Origin of the sequence: Skermanella sp. TT6 (assembly GCF_016653635.2) — a bacterium.
Taxonomy (GTDB): domain Bacteria; phylum Pseudomonadota; class Alphaproteobacteria; order Azospirillales; family Azospirillaceae; genus Skermanella; species Skermanella cutis.
Map to the genome: position 1 here is coordinate 5,529,421 of NZ_CP067420.1, position 19,528 is coordinate 5,548,948.

The 19,528-nt window shown below is 68.7% G+C and carries 14 protein-coding genes; 9 read left to right on the forward strand and 5 right to left on the reverse strand.

What is annotated here, in order from left to right; genetic code table 11:
• Positions 1-14: 14 nt before the first annotated feature.
• The 5 genes from kdpA (at position 15) to IGS68_RS25725 (ending at position 8,251) form a co-directional block, all read left to right on the forward strand.
• Complete coding sequence (gene kdpA / locus IGS68_RS25705; protein WP_201075465.1) at positions 15-1,694, forward strand: potassium-transporting ATPase subunit KdpA; 1,680 nt, start codon at positions 15-17, stop codon at positions 1,692-1,694.
• Complete coding sequence (kdpB, locus tag IGS68_RS25710; protein WP_201075467.1) at positions 1,691-3,760, forward strand: potassium-transporting ATPase subunit KdpB; 2,070 nt, start codon at positions 1,691-1,693, stop codon at positions 3,758-3,760. The genes kdpA and kdpB overlap by 4 nt, the downstream gene beginning before the upstream one ends.
• An 11-nt stretch (positions 3,761-3,771) precedes the next feature.
• On the forward strand, positions 3,772-4,338 hold the full coding sequence (kdpC, locus tag IGS68_RS25715) for a potassium-transporting ATPase subunit KdpC (protein WP_201075469.1): 567 nt from the start codon (positions 3,772-3,774) through the stop codon (positions 4,336-4,338).
• Entirely contained in the window at positions 4,338-7,013 is a 2,676-nt protein-coding gene (locus IGS68_RS25720) for a sensor histidine kinase (RefSeq protein WP_201075471.1), read from the forward strand. Before kdpC ends, IGS68_RS25720 begins: the two co-directional genes overlap by 1 nt.
• A gap of 545 nt (positions 7,014-7,558) precedes the next feature.
• The gene (locus IGS68_RS25725) at positions 7,559-8,251 is read left to right on the forward strand and encodes a response regulator (protein WP_201075473.1); all 693 of its coding nucleotides are present in this window, start codon (positions 7,559-7,561) and stop codon (positions 8,249-8,251) included.
• Positions 8,252-8,267: 16 nt separating this feature from the next.
• On the opposite strand, the gene IGS68_RS25730 is transcribed toward IGS68_RS25725, so the two are convergent.
• The 5 genes from IGS68_RS25730 to glgC all read right to left on the reverse strand — a co-directional run bounded on the left by IGS68_RS25730 (position 8,268) and on the right by glgC (position 14,049).
• On the reverse strand, positions 8,268-8,714 hold the full coding sequence (locus tag IGS68_RS25730) for a hypothetical protein (protein WP_201075475.1): 447 nt from the start codon (positions 8,712-8,714) through the stop codon (positions 8,268-8,270).
• Between the two features lie 19 nt (positions 8,715-8,733).
• Complete coding sequence (locus IGS68_RS25735) at positions 8,734-9,168, reverse strand: hypothetical protein (RefSeq protein WP_201075477.1); 435 nt, start codon at positions 9,166-9,168, stop codon at positions 8,734-8,736.
• Between the two features lie 116 nt (positions 9,169-9,284).
• Positions 9,285-11,132, reverse strand: a complete 1,848-nt coding sequence (gene recQ / locus IGS68_RS25740) for a DNA helicase RecQ (protein WP_201081672.1) — start codon at positions 11,130-11,132, stop codon at positions 9,285-9,287.
• Positions 11,133-11,304: 172 nt separating this feature from the next.
• On the reverse strand, positions 11,305-12,768 hold the full coding sequence (glgA, locus tag IGS68_RS25745) for a glycogen synthase GlgA (RefSeq protein WP_201075479.1): 1,464 nt from the start codon (positions 12,766-12,768) through the stop codon (positions 11,305-11,307).
• Positions 12,769-12,783: 15 nt separating this feature from the next.
• Positions 12,784-14,049: a glucose-1-phosphate adenylyltransferase gene (gene glgC / locus IGS68_RS25750; RefSeq protein WP_201075481.1), complete on the reverse strand. Its 1,266-nt coding sequence runs from the start codon at positions 14,047-14,049 to the stop codon at positions 12,784-12,786.
• A 625-nt stretch (positions 14,050-14,674) separates the two neighbouring features.
• Here glgC and IGS68_RS25755 point away from each other — a divergent pair.
• The 4 genes from IGS68_RS25755 to IGS68_RS25770 all read left to right on the forward strand — a co-directional run bounded on the left by IGS68_RS25755 (position 14,675) and on the right by IGS68_RS25770 (position 19,504).
• Positions 14,675-16,009 (forward strand): ammonium transporter, encoded by a 1,335-nt coding sequence (locus IGS68_RS25755; RefSeq protein ID WP_201075483.1) that lies wholly within the window; start codon positions 14,675-14,677, stop codon positions 16,007-16,009.
• A gap of 174 nt (positions 16,010-16,183) precedes the next feature.
• Positions 16,184-16,885, forward strand: coding sequence for a DUF433 domain-containing protein (locus IGS68_RS25760; protein WP_201075485.1), 702 nt, complete (start codon positions 16,184-16,186; stop codon positions 16,883-16,885).
• Complete coding sequence (locus tag IGS68_RS25765) at positions 16,882-17,337, forward strand: PIN-like domain-containing protein (RefSeq protein WP_201075487.1); 456 nt, start codon at positions 16,882-16,884, stop codon at positions 17,335-17,337. Before IGS68_RS25760 ends, IGS68_RS25765 begins: the two co-directional genes overlap by 4 nt.
• Positions 17,338-17,455: 118 nt before the next feature.
• The gene (locus IGS68_RS25770) at positions 17,456-19,504 is read left to right on the forward strand and encodes a transglycosylase domain-containing protein (protein ID WP_247881079.1); all 2,049 of its coding nucleotides are present in this window, start codon (positions 17,456-17,458) and stop codon (positions 19,502-19,504) included.
• Positions 19,505-19,528: the final 24 nt, after the last annotated feature.

Sequence of the window (19,528 nt, forward strand, 5' to 3'; positions counted from 1 at the left end):
CGGAGGAACCGGACATGGACTCCGCCGGAACCCTCCAGATCGCCCTCTATCTCGTCATCCTCACCGCCGCGACGCCGATCCTGGGCGGCTACATGGCGCGCGTGTTCGGCAACGGCCCCGCCCCGTTCGACCGGGCGCTGGGTCCCGTCGAGCGCGGCGTCTACCGCCTGTGCGGCGTCGATCCCCGGGCGGAGCAGCACTGGACCGGCTATGCCGCCTCGCTGCTGGCGTTCAACCTGCTGGGCCTGCTGCTGCTCTACGCGCTGCTCCGCCTCCAGGACTGGCTGCCGCTGAACCCGCAGGGCATGGCCGGCATGGACCCGGACCTCGCCTTCAACACGGCGGTCAGCTTCGCCACCAACACCAATTGGCAGGCCTATGGCGGCGAGGCGGCGCTCGGCTACCTCGCCCAGATGGCGGGGCTGACCGTGCAGAACTTCGTTTCCGCCGCGACCGGCATCGCCGTGCTGATGGCGCTGATCCGGGGGTTCGCCCGGCGCGGCAGCCGGACGGTCGGCAATTTCTGGGCCGACCTGGTGCGCGGCACGCTGTACCTGCTGCTGCCCCTCGCCTTCGCCATGGCGCTGTTCCTGGTGTGGCAGGGGGTGCCGCAGAACCTGGACGCCTATTTCACCGCCGAGACCGTGGAAGGCGGTCGCCAGCTGATCGCCCAGGGGCCGGCGGCGTCCCAGGTCGCGATCAAGCAGATCGGCTCCAACGGCGGCGGCTTCTTCGGCGTCAACTCGGCGCACCCTTACGAGAACCCGACGCCCGCCTCCAACCTGGTGCAGATGCTGTTCCTACTGCTGGTCGCGGCCGGGCTGACCGACAGTTTCGGCCGGATGGTCGGCGACCGCCGCCAGGGCCGGGCGATCTTCGCCGCCATGGCGATCATGCTGGTGGCCGGCATCGCCGTCGCGGTCTGGTCCGAAGCGGGCAACATGGAAGGCAAGGAGGTCCGCTTCGGCATCGCCAACTCCGCCCTTTGGGCGGTCGCCACCACCGCCGCCTCCAACGGCTCGGTCAACGCCATGCATGACAGCTTCATGCCGCTGGGCGGCATGGTAGCGATGGTCAACATGATGCTGGGCGAGGTGGTGTTCGGCGGCGTCGGCGCCGGCCTCTACGGCATGATGATCTTCGTGCTGCTGGCGGTCTTCATCGCCGGGCTGATGGTCGGCCGCACGCCGGAATATCTCGGCAAGAAGATCGAGGCGCGGGAGATCAAGCTGGCCATGATCGCGGCGCTGACCGTGCCCTTCGGGGTGCTGGGACTCTCATCCCTGTCGTTGGTCGTGCCCGGCGCAGCGGCCTCGATCCAGGAGCCGGGACCGCACGGCCTGTCGGAACTGCTCTACGCCTACGCGTCGGGCACCGGCAACAACGGCTCGGCCTTCGGCGGCTTCGGCGCCGACACCCTCTTCCACAATACGGCGATCGGGTTCGCCATGCTGTTCGGCCGCTTCCTGGTGATCCTGCCGGTGCTGGCGATCGCCGGGAGCCTGGCCGCCAAGAAGACGCTGCCGGAATCGGCCGGCACCTTCCCGACCCACGGGCCGCTCTTCGTCGCGCTGCTGGTCGGCACCGTGCTGATCGTCGGCGGCCTGACCTTCTTCCCGGCGCTGTCGCTGGGGCCGGTAGCCGAACATCTGGCGCTCGCCCGGGGCGCCCCCTTCGCGGACATGAACCGATGAGCCACCGCACTTCCGAGATTTCCCTGTTCGACGCCGGCATCGCGGCCCAGGCGGCGGGCGCCGCCGTCGGCAAGCTCGACCCGCGCGAGCTGGCCCGCAACCCCGTCCTGTTCGTGACCGCCGTCGTCGCGGCCCTGACCACCGTCCTGTTCGTCCGCGACCTGGTCATCGGCGGCGGCGGGGGCGGCGGCGCCGGCCTCGCCGTGGCCGGCCAGATCACGGCCTGGCTGTGGGTCACCGTGCTGTTCGCCAACTTCGCCGAGGCGGTCGCCGAAGGCCGGGGCAAGGCCCAGGCGGCCAGCCTGCGCCGCACCAAGACGGAGACCACCACCCGAAGGCTGGCCGACCCGGCCGCTACGGAGTGGCAGTCGGTCCCCGCCGCCGGCCTGCGGGCCGGCGACTTCGTGGTGGTGGAGGCGGGCGAGGTGATCCCCGGCGACGGCGACGTGGTCGCCGGCATCGCCACGGTGGACGAATCCGCCATCACCGGCGAGTCCGCCGCCGTCATCCGCGAGAGCGGCGGCGACCGCTCGGCGGTGACCGGCGGCACCCGCGTCGTGTCGGACCGGATCGTGGTCCGCATCACCGTCAACCCCGGCGAGAGCTTCCTGGACCGCATGATCACGCTGGTCGAGGGCGCCAAGCGCCAGAAGACCCCCAACGAGATCGCGCTGAACATCCTGCTGGCCGGCATGACCATCATCTTCCTGGTGGTCGTGGTGACGCTGGAGGCCTTCGCCCGCTATTCCGGAATCACCCTGCCCGTGGTGTTCCTGGTGGCCCTGCTGGTCACGCTGATCCCGACCACCATCGGCGGGCTGCTGTCGGCGATCGGCATCGCCGGCATGGACCGGCTGGTGCGCTTCAACGTCATCGCCAAGTCGGGCCGCGCGGTCGAGGCGGCGGGCGACATCGACACGCTGCTGCTGGACAAGACCGGGACCATCACCCTGGGCGCCCGGCAGGCGGCGGAGTTCGCCCCCGTCTCCGGCGTGGACGAGCGCGACCTGGCGGAAGCCGCCTTCCTCGCCTCGCTGGCCGACGACACGCCGGAGGGCAAGTCGATCGTGGCGCTGGCCGGACGCAGGTTCGGCTTCCAGCGGGTGGAGACGGCGGGCTTCGCCTTCGTCCCCTTCACCGCGCAGACCCGGATGAGCGGCGTGGACATGCCGTCCGGGCTCGGCACCGAACCCGTCCGCATCCGCAAGGGCGCCGCCGACGCGATCGCCCGCCATGTCGGGGAGGGCGCCGTGCCGCGCGACCTGCGCCAGGCGGTCGAGCGGATCGCCAAGGCCGGCGGCACGCCGCTGGTGGTGGCGAAGGGCGGCCGGGTGCTGGGAGCCATCCACCTGAAGGACATCGTCAAGCCGGCGATCCGGGAGCGTTTCGCGACCTTGCGCCGGATGGGCATCCGGACCGTCATGATCACCGGCGACAACCCGCTGACCGCCGCCGCGATCGCCGCCGAGGCCGGGGTGGACGACTTCCTGGCGGAGGCCACGCCCGAGCGCAAGCTGGAGCTGATCCGCCAGGAGCAGGCCGAGGGCAAGCTGGTCGCCATGTGCGGCGACGGTTCCAACGACGCGCCGGCGCTGGCCCAGGCCGACGTGGGCGTCGCCATGAACACCGGCACCCAGGCGGCCCGCGAGGCCGGCAACATGGTGGACCTGGAGAGCGACCCGACCAAGCTGATCGAGATCGTGATGATTGGCAAGCAGCTGCTGATGAGCCGCGGCGCGCTGACCACCTTCTCCATCGCCAACGACGTGGCGAAGTATTTCGCCATCGTCCCGGCGCTGTTCGTGGCTGCCTATCCCCAGCTGGAGGCGCTGAACGTGATGGGCCTGGGCAGCGCCTCCAGCGCGATCCTGTCGGCGATCATCTTCAACGCGCTGGTCATCGTGGCGCTGATCCCGCTGGCCCTGAAGGGCGTCCGCTACCAGCCGGCGGGAGCCGCCAGCCTGCTGCGGCGGAACCTGCTGGTCTACGGGCTCGGTGGCCTGGTCGTGCCGTTCATCGGCATCAAGCTGATCGACCTGGGCGTCAACGCCCTGGGCCTGGCCTGAGGAAAGAGAGAATGTTCAAGGAACTGAAACCGGCCCTGAAGATGCTGGCCGTGCTGACACTCATCACCGGCGTGCTCTATCCGCTGGCCGTCACCGGGATCGCCGGGGTGCTGTTTCCCGTCCAGGCGCACGGCAGCCTGGTGCAGCGCGACGGCAGGACCGTCGGCTCCGCGCTGATCGCCCAGCCCTTCGCCCGGCCGGAGCATTTCCAGCCCCGGCCCTCGGCGGTCGGGTACGAGGCCGCCGCCTCCGGCGCCTCCAACCTGGGGCCGTCCAGCGGGAAGCTGGCCGAAGAGGTCCGGGCCCGGACCGCGGCCCAGCAGGCGGCCAACCCGGACGCGGCGGCGCGCGGCCCGGTTCCGGCCGAGCTGGTGACGGCGTCGGGCAGCGGGCTCGACCCGCATCTGTCGCCGGAAGCCGCGCTGTGGCAGGTACCCCGCATCGCGAAGGCGCGCGGGATCCCGGAGGCCGACCTGCGGGCGCTGGTCGGCCGCCTGACGGAGGGCAGGACCCTGGGCGTTTTCGGCGAGCCGCGCGTTAACGTGCTGATGCTCAACCTCGCTCTCGACGGGACCTGATGGCCGAAGCCGACCGCCCCTCGCCCGAAGCGCTGCTCGCGGAAGCCAACCGCGAGCGGCGCGGCCGCCTCAAGGTCTTCCTGGGTGCCGCCCCCGGCGTGGGCAAGACCTACGCCATGCTGGAAGCCGCGCGCGACCAGAGGCTCGACGGCGTGGACGTGGTCGCCGGGATCGTCGAGACCCATGGAAGGCGCGACACCCAAGCCCTGCTCGACGGGCTGGAGGTGGTGCCGCGCCGGCCGGTCGAGTACCGCGACCTGACCTTCCGCGAGATGGACCTGGACGCCATCCTGAAGCGTCGGCCGAAGCTTGCGCTGGTGGACGAGCTGGCGCACACCAACGTCCCCGGCAGCCGGCACCTGAAGCGGCACCAGGACGTCGAGGAGATCCTGGCCGCCGGGATCGACGTCTATTCGACCCTCAACATCCAGCACCTGGAAAGCCTGAACGACGTCGTCGAGCGCATCGCCGGCATCCGGGTGCGCGAGACGGTGCCCGACGGCGTGCTCCAGACCGCCGACGAGATCGAGCTGATCGACCTGCCGCCGCAGACGCTGATCAAGCGGCTGGCGGAGGGCAAGGTCTATGTCCCCGACCAGGCGCGCCGCGCGATCGACCATTTCTTCTCCGCCGGGACCCTGACCGCGCTGCGCGAGATGGCGCTGCGCGCCGCCGCCGAGCGGGTCGACGCGCAGATGGTCAACTACATGCGCGCCCACGCGATCCCGGGGCCGTGGCCGACCCGCGAGCGCATCCTGGCCTGCGTCGGCGACGGCGGGGCGGTGATGCGGCTGGTCCGCACCGCCAAGCGGACGGCGGACCGCCGTCAGGCGCCATGGATGGCGGTGCATGTGGAGACCTGGCGCCACGCCGGATTACCGGAGGAGGCCAAGAACCGGATCTCGGATGCCCTGCGGCTGGCCGGGCAGCTGGGCGCCGAGACCAGGGTGATCCAGGGCGAGTCCGTCGTCGCCGAGCTGCTGGACTTCGCCCGCGCCCGCAACGTCAGCCAGATCATCGCCGGCCGGCCGCGCGGCGGCAGGCTGCCGTTCCTGCGCCGGCGCAACGTCACGGCTGAGCTGCTGGCCCGCGCCGACAGCTTCGACGTGACGGTTGTCGGCGGCGAGGACGAGGGGGAGGCCAAGCCGCCGCCGGCCGCCGTTCGCAGGAAGCGCCTGGACTGGAACGGCTACGCCGTCGCGGCCGTGGCGACCGTGGCGGCCTCGGCCTGCGGCTACGGCCTCAGCCTGTTCCTGGACCTGCCCAACATCTCCCTGATATACCTGATGGCGGTGCTTCTGGTCGCGATCCGCCATGGGCTGGGGCCGTCGATCGCCGTGTCGGTCGCCAGCTTCATGTCGTACAACTTCTTCTTCACCGACCCGCTGTTCACCTTCGACATCGCGGACACGCGGAACATCCTGACCGTGGTGTTCTTCCTGATCACGGCCTTCATCACCAGCAACCTGGCCGCCCGCGTCCGCGCCCAGGTGGAGGCGACCCGGCTGAGCGCCCGGCGGACCGCCAACCTCTACGACTTCAGCAGCCGGATCGCCGCGGCGGCCGACCAGGACGACGTGCTGTGGGCCGTGGTCCACCACGTGGCGTCCACGCTGCGCGGCCGATCGCTGGTCCTGCTGCCGGAGGACGGCCGGCTCGCCGTCCGGGCCGGCTTCCCGCCTGAAGACAGGCTGGACGACAAGGCGCGGGCCGCCGCCGACTGGGCCTGGGCCAACGCCCAGCCGGCCGGCCGGGGCTCCGCCACGCTGCCGACCTCGGACTGGCTGTTCCTGCCGCTGAAGACCGGGCGCGGGCCGGTAGGCGTGCTGGGCGTCCAGATCGAGGCCGCGGGCCGGCTGCTCTCGCCGGAGGAAAGCCGCCTGCTCGACACCCTGGCCGACCAGGCAGCCCTGGCGATCGAGCGCACCAACCTGGTGGCCGACATCGAGCACGCGCGCCTGGCCACCGAGACCGAGCGGCTGCGCTCCGCCCTGCTCTCCTCCCTCTCGCACGACCTGCGCACGCCGCTGGTCTCGATCCTGGGGGCCGCCTCCAGCCTGGTCTCCTACGAGGGGACGTTGAAGCCCGCCGACCGGCTGGAGCTGGCCCAGACCATCCAGGAGGAGGCCGAGCGGCTGAACCGCTTCGTGCAGAACCTGCTGGACATGACGCGGCTGGGCTCGGGCCAGCTCAGGCCCCGCACCGATTGGGTGGACCTGCGCGACATCGTGGCGTCGGCGATCGAGCGGGCGAAGAAGCTGCTGCGCCGCCGCACGGTCAAGGTCGAGATCGACCCGGCGGTGCCGCTGCTTCGCCTGGACCCGATGCTGATGGAGCAGGTGGTCTTCAACCTGCTCGACAATGCCTGCAAATACTCGCCGCCGGGAACGCCGGTCACCGTCTGGGCGGTCGCGCGCGGGGATCGGGTCATCGTCGAGGTCTGCGACCAGGGGCCGGGGATAGCCCCGGAGGACCGCGAGCGGATCTTCGACATGTTCTACCGGGTCGAGGAGGGCGACAGCCGGACCGCCGGGACCGGCCTGGGCCTGGCGATCTGCCGCGGCATCGTCGAGGCGCATGGCGGCCGCATCTCCGCCCAGCCCGGCCTGAACGGCGCCGGCACCTGCATCGTCATGCGCCTGCCGACGGCGCCGCCGCCGGAGGTGGTTGAATGAGTTTGATTTTCTATTTTTGGCCGCAGATGAACGCAGATGGACACAGATAAGGAAATTGCCAGGAAACGGACCCCTGTTTCAGGCATGGAGTGCACCTCGAGAATATCCGTGTTGATCAGCACGGCTGTCCGGCACGGAGATTGCTTATTCTGCGAAAGGATTAATCGCGGGCAGAAACACTCCGTTTTCGTCATGGCCGGACTTGATCCGGCCATCGTTCGCGGGAAGCATCGAAGCCTCCATGCTTTGAGATCCGTGGGTCAAGCCCGCGGATGACGAACTGAAGGAGAAAACAGTCGCTAGAAATGTTCTCAATAGTTGATCAGCAAGTACCATGCCGGACAGCCGTGGACTTGATCCGGGTATCTCCCTGCATGGCAGCGCTGATGAAGCCTGCAGGCGATGACCGGGTCAAGCCCGGTCATGACGATAAAGGGAGGAACGCTCTACTGGAAAAGCATCCTTCGGTTGATTTAGCAATTACTGTGCCGGACAGTTGTGATTCATTGCGTGCATCTGTGGATGACTAGAAGCGGGCCCATCCGATGCTGACGATCCTGGTGATCGACGACGAACCGCAGATCCGCAGGTTCCTGCGGATCAGCCTGACCGCGTCGGGCTATCGCGTGCTGGAAGCTGAGACCGGCGCGGGAGGGATCGAGGCCGCCGCGGGGGAGCGGCCCGACCTGGTGATCCTGGACCTGGGCCTGCCGGACATCGACGGGCAGGAGGTGATCACGGCGATCCGCGAGAAGGGCCCCGTCCCGATCATCGTGCTGTCGGTCCGGTCCGACGAGACGGACAAGGTGGAGGCGCTGGACCGCGGGGCCGACGACTACATGGTCAAGCCGTTCGGAATCGGCGAGCTGATGGCCCGCATCCGCGCCGCGTCGCGCCCGCGCGGCGGTGCCGAGACCGATCCGGACAGGCTGGTTGTCGGCGGGCTGACGATCGACCTGGCCCGGCGCCTCGCCGTCCGGGACGGTGTCGAGCAGCGCCTGTCGCCCAAGGAACACGCGCTGCTCAGCCTGCTGGTCCGCAACCGCGACAAGATCCTGACCCACGGCCAGATCCTGAAGGAGATCTGGGGACCCGCCCATGCCCACGACACCGTCTATCTCCGCGTCTATGTCAACCAGCTCCGTCAGAAGCTGGAAGCCGACCCCGGCCACCCGGTCCTGATCATCACCGAACCGGGCGTCGGCTACCGGCTCAGGACGGGCAGTCCCACGGGCTGACCGATAACCAATGGTCTCAATGCCGCGATATGCCGCCGGAAACCAGGTTGTGGGCCTTGCCGGTGTCCCTCACCACGGTGGTGGTGATGCGGCTGTAGGTCATCATGGACGTCCGCATGTCCCGGATGATCGCGGACATGCCCATGTCTATGTCCTCGAAATAGATGATGGTCGCGGGATGGAAGTTCAGGTTGCAGCAGCCGTGGATGAATTTCTCCTGCTTCAGCCTGAACAGGAACAACCCGGTCACCTCGCAGGGGGTGCCGAACAGGCTTTCGCCGACCAGCCTCAGCGTCGTCTTGAGCAGCGGGCTCTTCTCCTTCTTGCCCAGCGCCATGAAGCTGCGATGGCACGCGACCTCGTCGAAGAAGATCCGGTAGACGCGGCCGAAATCCTCGTCGGTCACCAGGACCTTCTTCATTTCCTCGAGCTTGCGCCTGTGGTCCGCCCTTTGGTCTGCCATGTCCGTCTCCCCCGGCCGGCTATTGGATCGTGCCGGGGCCGGGGGCGACGGGGCCGGGTTCCAGTCCCTCCCTCCCCTGCATCAGCGAGATGCGGGCATAGGTCATGGCGCCGGTGCTGAAGTCGGTGGAGACCGCGACCAGGCCCACGTCCACGTCCTCGAAATAGAGGACCGTGGCCAGGCAGCCGTTCATCATGCAGCCGCCATGGACGAACTTGTCAGCCTCCATCCGGAACAGGGCGAACCCCTGGACGATGCAGGTCGGGCCGAACACTTGCCGGCCGACCTGCTCGAACGCGGCTTTCAGCAGGGGAACGTCGACCTGCATGCCGGCGGCGATGAAGTCGCGGTTCATTCCCAGTTCGTCGAAGAATTTCTCCTGCACCCGGGCGAAAGTTTCCGCCGTCAGCAGGGTGTTCTTAAGGTCTTCGAGCTTGCGGGCGTAATCGGCCATGGCGGCATCCGGTGCGGGGGTGACGGCCGGCCAGGATTTCTCCGGTCCGGCACGCCATCGTACACAGGTCGGACAGGGCTGAAACGGGCGTTTGGCCGCACCCCGCCGACCGGGTCTCAGCCGTGCCGCCGGACCACGTCCAGGAAGGCTTCGCCGTAGCGCTCCAGCTTGCTGGCGCCGACGCCGGCGATCTGGCCCATGCGCCAGGCGTCGCGCGGCTTCTGGCGGACGATCTCCAGCAGGGTGCTGTCGTGGAAGATGACGTAGGGCGGCACGCCCTGGGCGCGCGCCAGCTCCAGCCGGCAGGCCTTGAGCTTGTGCCACAGGTCGTCGTCGGCCGGGCCGAGCACGGCGGGGGCGCTGCTGCCGCCGCGGCTGCCGCGCTGGGCGCGCAGCGACTTCTTGACCGCAGCCTGGTTGTCGCGGCGCAGCCGGATGCCCTGCTGGCCCTTCAGCACCGGGGTGGCCGACCGGGTCAGGTGGAGCGCGCCGTAGCCCTCGTGATCGACCTTGAGGTAACCGGCGGCCACCAACTGACGGTAGACCGAGCCCCATTCCTGCTTGCTCATGTCCGACCCGACGCCGAAGGTCTTGATCTGGTCGTGGCCGAACTTGGCGACCTTCTCCGTCACGGTGCCGCGCAGCACGTCGATCAGGTGGCCGGTGCCGAACATCTGGCCGGTCCGGTAGACGGCGGCCAGCGCCTTCTGCGCCGCGATGCTGCCGTCGAAAGTCTCGACCGGCTCCAGGCAGGTGTCGCAGTTGCCGCAGGGTTCCGGCAGCACCTCGCCGAAATAGTTCAGCAGCACCTGCCGGCGGCAGGCGGCGGTCTCGCAGAAGCCGATCAGGGCTTCGAGCTTGTGGCGCTCGATCCGCTTGATCTCGACCGGGGCCTCGCTGGATTCCAGCATCTGGCGCATGGCGACCACGTCGGACAGCCCGTAGGCCATCCAGGCGTCGGCCGGCAGCCCGTCGCGGCCGGCGCGCCCGGTCTCCTGGTAATAGGCCTCCATGCTCTTGGGCAGGTCCAGGTGGGCGACGAAGCGCACGTTGGGCTTGTCGATGCCCATGCCGAAGGCGACCGTGGCGACCACGATCACGCCCTCGCCCTTGATGAAGCGGTCCTGGTTGGCCTCCCGCGTCTGGGCGTCCAGGCCGGCATGGTAGGGCACGGTCTCGCGGCCCTGGGCGGCCAGCCAGGCCGCCGTCTCGTCCACCTTGGCGCGGCTCAGGCAATAGACGATGCCGGCGTCCTCGGCATGGTGGGTCTGGATGAAGGACCAGAGCTGGCGCTTCGGCTCCTGCTTGGGCATCACGCGGTAGGTGATGTTGGGCCGGTCGAAGCTGTCGATGAAGACCTTGGCGTCGCCCAGGTTGAGGCGCGCCTGGATGTCCGCCCGGGTCTGCTCGTCGGCGGTCGCGGTCAGCGCCACGCGCGGCACCGTGGGGAACCGCTCGTGCAGGATCGAGAGCTGGAGATATTCCGGCCGGAAATCGTGCCCCCACTGGGACACGCAGTGCGCCTCGTCCAGCGCGAACAGGCAGACCCGGCTGCGCTCCAGAAGGTCGAGGAAGCGGGGCGTGACCAGCCGCTCCGGCGCCACGTAGACCAGGTCCAGCTCGCCCTGCGCCACCTGCCGCTCGACCTCGGCGGCGTCGCGCCAGTCGAGCGAGGAATTGAGGTAGGCGGCGTTGACCCCGACCTGGCGCAGGGCGTCGACCTGGTCGCGCATCAAGGCGATCAGCGGCGAGACCACGACCGCGACGCCGGGACGCACCAGGGCCGGGATCTGGAAGCACAGCGACTTGCCGCCGCCGGTCGGCATCAGCACCAGGGCGTCGCCGCCGGCTATCACATGGTCGATGATCCGCGCCTGCTGGCCGCGGAAGGCGTCATAGCCGTAGACCCGCTGAAGCGTTTCCAGCGCCGCGTCCCGGCCGTGGGCCGGCCGGCCGCCGGACAGGCGGCCCACGGACGGCCCGCCATGGATGGGTAGGGCTTGGCTCAAAATATTGAGAGGTTTTCGGGTTTCGTACGCAAGCCCTATGCATGGCACAGAAGGCCCCCCGATGTGAACCGGATAATATTCCGGCTCATCCGGTAACCGTAAACCCTTTCCATCAATGCCATAGGCATCACTCGTCGGGGTAAACCGTTCGGTACATCTCCAGGTAGCGCCGGGCCGAGGCGGCCCAGGAGAAGTCCCTGCCCATCGCGGCCCGCTGGACCGAGCGCCAGCGCGCCGGGTCGCGGTAAAGGGCGATGGCCCTGCGGCAAGCCCATGCCAGGTCCTCGACCGTGGCATGGTCGAACACGAAGCCGGTCGCCTCGCCCCGGTCGATCGCCCAGTCCTGGGCGTCGGCCACGGTGTCGGCCAGGCCGCCGACCCGGCGGACCAGCGGCAGCGTGCCGTAGCGCAGGCCATAGAGCTGGATCAGCCCGCACGGCTCCGACCGGGACGGCAGCATGATCACGTCCGACCCCGCCTGGACCCGGTGCGACAGCGGCTCGTCGTAGCCGACATGGACGCCGACCTGTCCGGGATATCGTGCCGCCAGGTCGCGGAAGCCGTCCTCCAGCCAGCCCTCGCCGCTGCCCAGCACGGCGAACTGGGCGCCTTCGGCGACCAGCGCCGGGATCGCGGACAGCAGCAGGTCGAACCCCTTCATGGGCGTCAGCCGGCTGACTACGCCGAACAGCGGCGCGCCGTCGCGCTGCTCCAGCCCGAACTCCTCCCTCAGCGCCGTCTTGCTGGCCGCCTTGTCGTCCAGGCTGTCCACATCGTAGGGCCGGACCAGCGCGGGATCGACCGCCGGGGACCAGACGCCGTAATCGACCCCGTTCAGGATGCCCCACAGGTCGGCCGCCCGGGACGCCAGCAGGCCGTGCAGGCCCCAGCCGCCGTCGGGCGACTGGATCTCCTCCGCGTAGGTCGGGCTGACGGTGCTGATCCGGTCGGCATAGTACAGCCCCGCCTTGAGGAAGCCGATCTGGCCGTAATATTCCAGCCCGTCCACCGTGAAGCTCTCGGCGGGCAGCCGGAGCTCGCCCAGAAGGCCCGCGGGGAAAAGACCCTGGTAGGCGATGTTGTGGATGGTCAGGACCGTGGCCGGGCGCGGGCCGGTCCGCGATTCCAGCCCCAGTTCAAGGTAGGCGGGAGCCAGGCCGGACTGCCAGTCATGGCCGTGGACCACGTCCGGCCGCCAGCGCAGCCCGCCCTCCGGCCCGCCCAGCCGGGCCGCGACCCAGCCGAGCAGGGCGAAGCGCAGGTGGTTGTCCGGCCAGTCGCGGTTGTCGGGCCCCAGGTAGGGATTGCCCGGCCTGCCGTAAAGTTCGGGGGCGTCCACCACGTAGCAGGGCACGCCGTCGGGCGTGCGGCCCAGCATCAGGACCGAGCCGCCCCGGGTCCAGGGATCGGCGAGGGTGCGGACCGGCCTGAGGTCGGCCAGCTTCGCGAGGACCGCGGGATAGCCCGGCACCAGCAGCCGGGCGTCGATCCCGATCTCGATCTGGGCGGCCGGCAGGGCCGCCGCCACGTCGGCGAGGCCGCCGGTCTTGATCAGCGGATAGACTTCGGAGGCGACATGGAGAACGCGCATTTTCCGGTCGTCTCCTCAGGCGCCCAGGCGGGCGAGCATGTCGCGGGTGATCAGCGTGACCCCCGATTCGGTGCGGTGGAAGCGCCGCGCATCCTCGTCCGGGTTCTCCCCCACCACCAGGTGGTCGGGAATGCGGCAGCCGCGATCGACCACCACCTTGGTCAGCCGCGCGTGACGGCCGATATCGCACTGGGGCAGCACGACCGCCTCGGTCAGGCTGGAATAGGAGTTGGCCCGCACCGAGCTGAACAGGAGCGACCGGGTGATCCTGGCGCCCGAGATGATGCAGCCGCCCGACACCAGGCTGTCCACCGCCATGCCGCGCCGGTCGTCGCTGTCGAACACGAACTTGGCCGGCGGCAGCTGCTCCTGGTAGGTGAAGATCGGCCATTGCCTGTCGTAGAGGTTCAGGTCCGGCGTCACCTTGGTCAGGTCCAGGTTGGCCTCCCAGTAGGCGTCGATCGTGCCGACATCGCGCCAGTACGGCGCCGCGTCGGGCTGGCTGTAGATGCAGCTGTCCTGGAACCGGTGGGCCATCACCTTGGCGCGCGGCACCAGGTAGGGAATCAGGTCCTTGCCGAAGTCCCGGCTGGAGGTCGGGTCGGCGGCGTCGCGCCGGAGCTGGTCGTACAGGAACTTGGCGTTGAAGACATAGATCCCCATGCTGGCCAGCGCCTTGTCCGGCTTGCCGGGGATCGCCGGCGGGTCGGCCGGCTTCTCCAGGAAGCTGACGACTTGGTCATGGTCGTCCACATGCATGACGCCGAAGCCGGTCGCATCCATGCGCGGCACCTCGACGCACGGGACGGTCACGTCGGCGCCGCGGCTGATGTGCCACGCCAGCATGGCGGCGTAATCCATCTTGTAGATGTGGTCGCCGGCCAGGATCAGCACGTGCTCGGCGCCGTGGCCCTGCAGGATGTCCAGGTTCTGGTAAACCGCGTCGGCGGTGCCCTGGTACCAGGAGGTCTCGTCGATCCGCTGCTGGGCGGGCAGGAAATCGACGAACTCGTTGATCTCGCCGCGTAGGAAGCCCCAGCCGCGCTGCAGGTGGACCAGGAGGCTGTGGGACTTGTACTGGGTGATGACGCTGATCCGGCGGAATCCGGAATTGATGCAGTTGGACAGCGCGAAATCGATGATGCGGAACTTGCCGCCGAAATGGACCGCCGGCTTGGCGCGCCGGTCGGTGAGCTGCTTCAGGCGGCTGCCCCGCCCCCCGGCAAGCACCAGCGCGATGGCGCGTCGCGGCGCGATCCGCAGTTCACGTTCGATAGCCACGGTGGGTTTCTCCTTGACCCTGTTTGGGGGACCCTGTTTGGGGGACCCTGTGTGAGGACCCTCGCTGGGAGACCTTCTCGTCGGACGCGGTTCCGGACCGGGCCTGGGGCGGGCGGCGCCTCGGGCGCGGACGCGTCCCTGCCGCCACCCTGCCACATCTCGGTGCCGGGAGCCAACTCAACGAGGGAGTGCACAGGGCGGTTGCCGAAGTACCGGCGGGCGAAACGGATTGTCGGCGGCCAGAACTGCCTGAATTTTAGGCGGCTTTCCGAAACGGTCTTGGTCCCGAAGAATTATGACAAAGTCGGGGCACGTTTTGCCCTTTGTTTCCGGTTTCTTCGTTCCCGACGGACCCCGGATTATCGCCCATTTTTTGGGCAAACCTCGGGTTCCGATCCCGTCCGCTGCCCGGCCCGTGCGCGGGCGTCGGCGTGTTATCCGCCGAAACTGCTCATTTTTCGAGCGGCACGGATCTTGAAACGCTGGGCGGGCCTTCGGGCCTCGGCCGGTCTTGCCGATGCCCGCCGCCCGAACCCGTCACAGGATCAGGCTCCGGACCGCACCGCCGATCCGGGCCATGAGATCGAGCGGGCCGTGTCGAACTGATCGAGAGGATGAGTCTAGAATGAGCCGTCTGTTTGCCTTCGCTGTTCCGCTGCTTGCGGCGATTCTGGGAGCGGTCGCCTTGCCGGCCGGCGCGCTGGCCCAGACCGAAGCCCCCACCATCGACACGGGCGATACCGCCTGGATGCTGACCTCGACCGCGCTGGTCCTGATGATGACCATCCCGGGCCTGGCCCTGTTCTACGGCGGCATGGTCCGCAAGATGAACCTGCTGGCCACCGTGATGCAGAGCTTCGCGATCTGCTGCCTCGTCGCCGTGCTGTGGGTGCTGGTCGGGTACAGCATCGCGTTCGGCAACGGGAACGCCTATTTCGGCGACTTCTCCAAGGTGCTGATGGCCGGCATGGACATGTCCGCGCCGTTCACGCTGGGCGCCGGGCTGGAGACCCCGGTCGCCTTCACGATCCCCGAATCGGTGTTCGTGATGTTCCAGATGACCTTCGCGATCATCACCCCGGCGCTGATCACCGGCGCCTTCGCCGACCGCATGAAGTTCTCGGCCATGCTGCTGTTCACCGGCTTCTGGTCGATCCTGGTCTATGCCCCGGTCGCCCACTGGGTCTGGCACCCGAACGGCTTCCTGTTCGCGGACGGCGTGCTGGACTTCGCCGGCGGCACCGTCGTCCACATCAATGCCGGCATCGCCGGCCTGGTCGCGGCCATCGTCGTCGGCAAGCGCCGCGGCTACCCGACCGAGCATTTCGTCCCGAACAACCTGGTGCTCAGCCTGATCGGCGCCTCGCTGCTTTGGGTGGGCTGGTTCGGCTTCAACGCCGGTTCGGCCGGCGCCGCCAACGGCCGCGCCGGCATGGCGATGCTGGTCACCATGGTCGCCGCCGCGGCCGCGGCCCTGGCCTGGATGTTCGCCGAGTGGATCGCCAAGGGCAAGCCGAGCGTGCTCGGCATCATCTCGGGCGCCATCGGCGGGCTGGTCGCCATCACCCCGGCCTCGGGCTTCGTCGACGCGGGCGGCGCCCTGGTCATCGGCATCGTCTCCGGCGTGGTCTGCTTCTGGGGCGCCACCAGCCTCAAGTACATGCTGGGCTATGACGACAGCCTGGACGCCTTCGGGGTCCACGGCGTCGGCGGCATCGTCGGCGCGGTCCTGACCGGCGTCTTCGCCAAGGAAGCCATCGGCGGCTATCCGGGATTGCTGGAAGGCAACGGCGCCCAGGTCGTGACCCAGCTCTGGGGCATCGCCGCCACCATCGTGTGGAGCGCCGTCGCCTCCTTCGTCCTGCTGAAGGTGATCGACGTGGTCGTCGGCCTGCGGGTCAGCGAGGACGTCGAGCGCGAAGGCCTCGACCTCGCCCTGCACGGCGAAGCGGTCCACTGACCCCGGCTGCCCGACCCGGGCGCAAGCAAGCAAGTTCAAGCCGCCGCCGGGGGGAGCCCCGGCGGCGGTTTCTTTTTGCTTTTTGTTCCGGAAAAGATAGAATCATTGACACACCACAGGTGGCGATTGTAAACAAGGGCACGACGGGTGCCGGACGGCGTATCGGAGCTTGTCTTGGGCGCTTTGCTGAAAGAGCGGGATCCACTGGCCGGCGGCTCCTATACGCTGAAGGAGGCGGCGCGCCTGCTTGGGATCGACAGTGCCGAGCGCATCCGTGGATGGGTTTCCGGATACAGCAGTCGGACGGAACCCATCATCCGGCGTCAGTACGCGACCATCGGCGGCGCCCAGGAACTGGGTTTCTGGGATCTCCTGGAAACCCGCTTCATAGATCACTTCCGGAAGGAAGGCGTATCCCTGCAAAGCCTTCGGAAAGCCGCTGAGGCGGCACGCCGTGAGTTGAAGCGTCAGCATCCCTTCGCGATGTCCAACATCAGGTTCATGACCGACCGCCGGCGGATCTTCATGCAATCCGCCGAGGAAACCGGTGATCGCAGATTATTGGACCTGATACACAGCCAGTATGCGATGTACGAGGTGCTGGAAGCGACCCTGGCCAAGGGTGTCGACTTCGATCCGTCCACGGGGCTTGCCGAACGATGGCATCCCCGTCCGTCGGAGTTCCCAAACATCGTCCTGGACCCGCGAATATCTTTCGGCCAGCCATGCGTCGAGCAGGTCCGCATGCCGACCTCGACGCTCTTCCGGGCGTGGAAGGCGGAAGAATTCGACCTCGACGCCGTAAGCGACTGGTACGACGTGGACGCTTCCCTCGTAAAGGAGGCAGTCGAGTTCGAGATTGCGCTGGCGGCGTGAGGATCTGTGCGGACGAACATGTCTCGCCCAGGATTCTGCGTGCCGTTCATGAAATAGCGCTCCCGCGTTCCTGCACGTTGTGCAGCGTGCGAGAACTCCAACTGGGCGGCAGCGAGGACGAATATTGGATCGAGCGCTTCGCCAGTGACGGCGGAGCCGGCATATTGTCAGGCGATCGCAGGATGTTGAAACGGGAGCGTGTCGTCACCGCGATCAGGCAAACAAGTCTGGTCGCGATTTTCTTGCCGAGTGACTGGGCGGGAGCGAAGAGGCATTTCCAAGCCGCCCATATCCTGTTCTGGTGGCCGAAGCTGCAAACCGCCTATGAAACGGCGCCACGGGGGAGCATCTGGGTCGTACCCCGGGATTTCGGCAATCATGCCTTGAACGAGCATATCGTCAAACCCAGCAAGGCAGACCGAGCGAGAGCCCGCATTTCCGAGCCGGCGTGATCGACCCGCGCCACCCCTTTCCTGAAGTTCCATCGCAAGCCCGGCCGATAATGCCGTGAAATTGCCGCCTTGATCAGGCATCGTGTCGGTGTGGACAGGCAACCTCCGAACGATCACCTTGAGCAAACCTCCAGAACGGCCGGCCGACCGATCATCCCGCAAGGCATCCGCCGGCCGCGACACGGGCAGGCAACGGGCGCGTGACCGCAAGAGCTCCGCCGTCCCGGTCGCCCGGCGGTCGATCCTCCGGGTGCTGGGAAGCTGGGCCGTGGTCGGCGCGATCTGGGCCGGCGTGGCCGGAGCATCCGTGGTCGCGTATTTCGCCTACGACCTGCCCGACGTGTCCCAGGTGGCCCAGGCCGAGCGCCGGCCGGCCGTCACCGTGCTGGCCGCCGACGGCAGCACGATCGAGCGCTACGGCGACATCCACGGCACCACGATCAATGCCGCCGACCTGCCGCCGCACCTGGTCCATGCCGTGCTGGCGACCGAGGACAGGCGCTTCTTCAGCCATTTCGGGATCGATCCGATCGGCCTGGTCCGGGCCGCCTTCGTCAATTTCCAGGCCGGGCGCGTCGTGCAGGGCGGCTCCACCATCACCCAGCAGCTCGCCAAGAACCTGTTCCTGACGCCCGACCGCACCATGGGCCGCAAGGTCCAGGAGGCGATCCTGGCGATCTGGCTGGAGAGGACCTATTCCAAGAACCAGATCCTGACCGCCTACCTGAACCGGGTCTACCTGGGCGCCGGCACCTACGGCGTCGATGCCGCGGCGCAGACCTATTTCAACAAGCCGGCGACCGAGGTCAACCTGCGCGAGGCGGCCATCCTGGCCGGCCTGCTCAAGGCGCCGTCGCGCTATTCGCCGGCGGCCAATCCCGACCGCGCGGCCGAGCGGGCCGGCGTGGTCATCGCCGCCATGCTCGACGCCGGCTACATCACCCAGGCCGACATCGAGGCGATGCGGGCGGCCCCGCCGATGCCCCGGCGCAAGCCGGAGGGCGACGGCGACCGTTATTTCGCCGACTGGGTGGCCGACCAGATCGTCGGCTTCATCGGCAAGGAGCATGACGACATCACCGTCCACACCACCATGGACCGGCGGCTCCAGCAGGCGGCGGAACGGCGGCTGGAAGCCTCCCTGTCGGGAGCCGGCCTCGCCGCCCGCGCCGAACAGGGAGCCCTGGTGGCGCTCAGCCCGGACGGCGCGGTCCGCGCGCTGATCGGCGGGTCGAGCTACGCCGAGAGCCAGTTCAACCGGGCGACCCAGGCGCTGCGCCAGCCGGGCTCGGCGTTCAAGCCGCTGGTCTTCCTGGCGGCGCTGGAGAACGGCATGGCGGCCGACACGCTGGTGGACGACGCCCCGATCCGCATCGACGGCTGGCAGCCGGCCAATTTCGAGAAGGGTTTCCACGGCCCGATGCCGCTGCGCGACGCGCTGGCCCATTCGGTCAACACGGCGGCGATCCGGGTGCTGGACCGCACCGGCGTGGAGCCGGTCGCCACCCTGGCGCGCCGGCTCGGCATCACCTCGCCCATGGGCAAGGACCTGAGCCTGGCGCTCGGCACCAGCGAGGTGACCCTGCTGGAGCTGACCGGCGCCTATACCGCCTTCGCCAACGGCGGCCGGGCGGTCTGGCCCTATGCCGTCACGCGGATCGAGGACCGCGCCGGCCGGGTGCTCTACCAGCGCCGCGGCTCCGCCGGGGCCACCCCGGTGATCGATCCGGCGGACCTCGCGGAGCTGAACCGGATGCTGATGGCGGTGGTCGAGTACGGCACCGGCAAGTCGGCCAAGCTGGACCGCATGACGGCCGGCAAGACCGGCACCAGCCAGGAATACCGGGACGCCTGGTTCGTCGGCTTCACCGCCGACTATGTCGCGGGCGTCTGGCTGGGGAACGACGACAACCAGCCGATGAAGCGGGTCACCGGCGGCGGGCTGCCGGCCCGCATCTGGCGCGATTTCATGATGGATGCCCACCGGGGCCTGCCGCCGCGCATGATCCCCGGCCTCGACCATGCCCCGCCGCAGGCGAGCGCGCCGATGCTGGTGGCCGACGACCGGGATCCGGGGTCGGCGGACCCGTCCTCCGGCCCGCTGTCCGACGTGCCGTTGCTGGGCCAGTTCCAGCGCCTGCTCCGGAACCTGACCGGCGGCCAGTAGGACGGGCCATCAGGGCGGGACGGC

Coding starts and splice junctions, on each gene's coding strand:
- kdpA (WP_201075465.1), top strand. CDS start 15: ATGGACTCCGCCGGAACCCTCCAGATCGCCCTCTATCTCGTCATCCTC.
- kdpB (WP_201075467.1), top strand. CDS start 1,691: ATGAGCCACCGCACTTCCGAGATTTCCCTGTTCGACGCCGGCATCGCG.
- kdpC (WP_201075469.1), top strand. CDS start 3,772: ATGTTCAAGGAACTGAAACCGGCCCTGAAGATGCTGGCCGTGCTGACA.
- IGS68_RS25720 (WP_201075471.1), top strand. CDS start 4,338: ATGGCCGAAGCCGACCGCCCCTCGCCCGAAGCGCTGCTCGCGGAAGCC.
- IGS68_RS25725 (WP_201075473.1), top strand. CDS start 7,559: ATGCTGACGATCCTGGTGATCGACGACGAACCGCAGATCCGCAGGTTC.
- IGS68_RS25730 (WP_201075475.1), bottom strand. CDS start 8,714: ATGGCAGACCAAAGGGCGGACCACAGGCGCAAGCTCGAGGAAATGAAG.
- IGS68_RS25735 (WP_201075477.1), bottom strand. CDS start 9,168: ATGGCCGATTACGCCCGCAAGCTCGAAGACCTTAAGAACACCCTGCTG.
- glgA (WP_201075479.1), bottom strand. CDS start 12,768: ATGCGCGTTCTCCATGTCGCCTCCGAAGTCTATCCGCTGATCAAGACC.
- IGS68_RS25755 (WP_201075483.1), top strand. CDS start 14,675: ATGAGCCGTCTGTTTGCCTTCGCTGTTCCGCTGCTTGCGGCGATTCTG.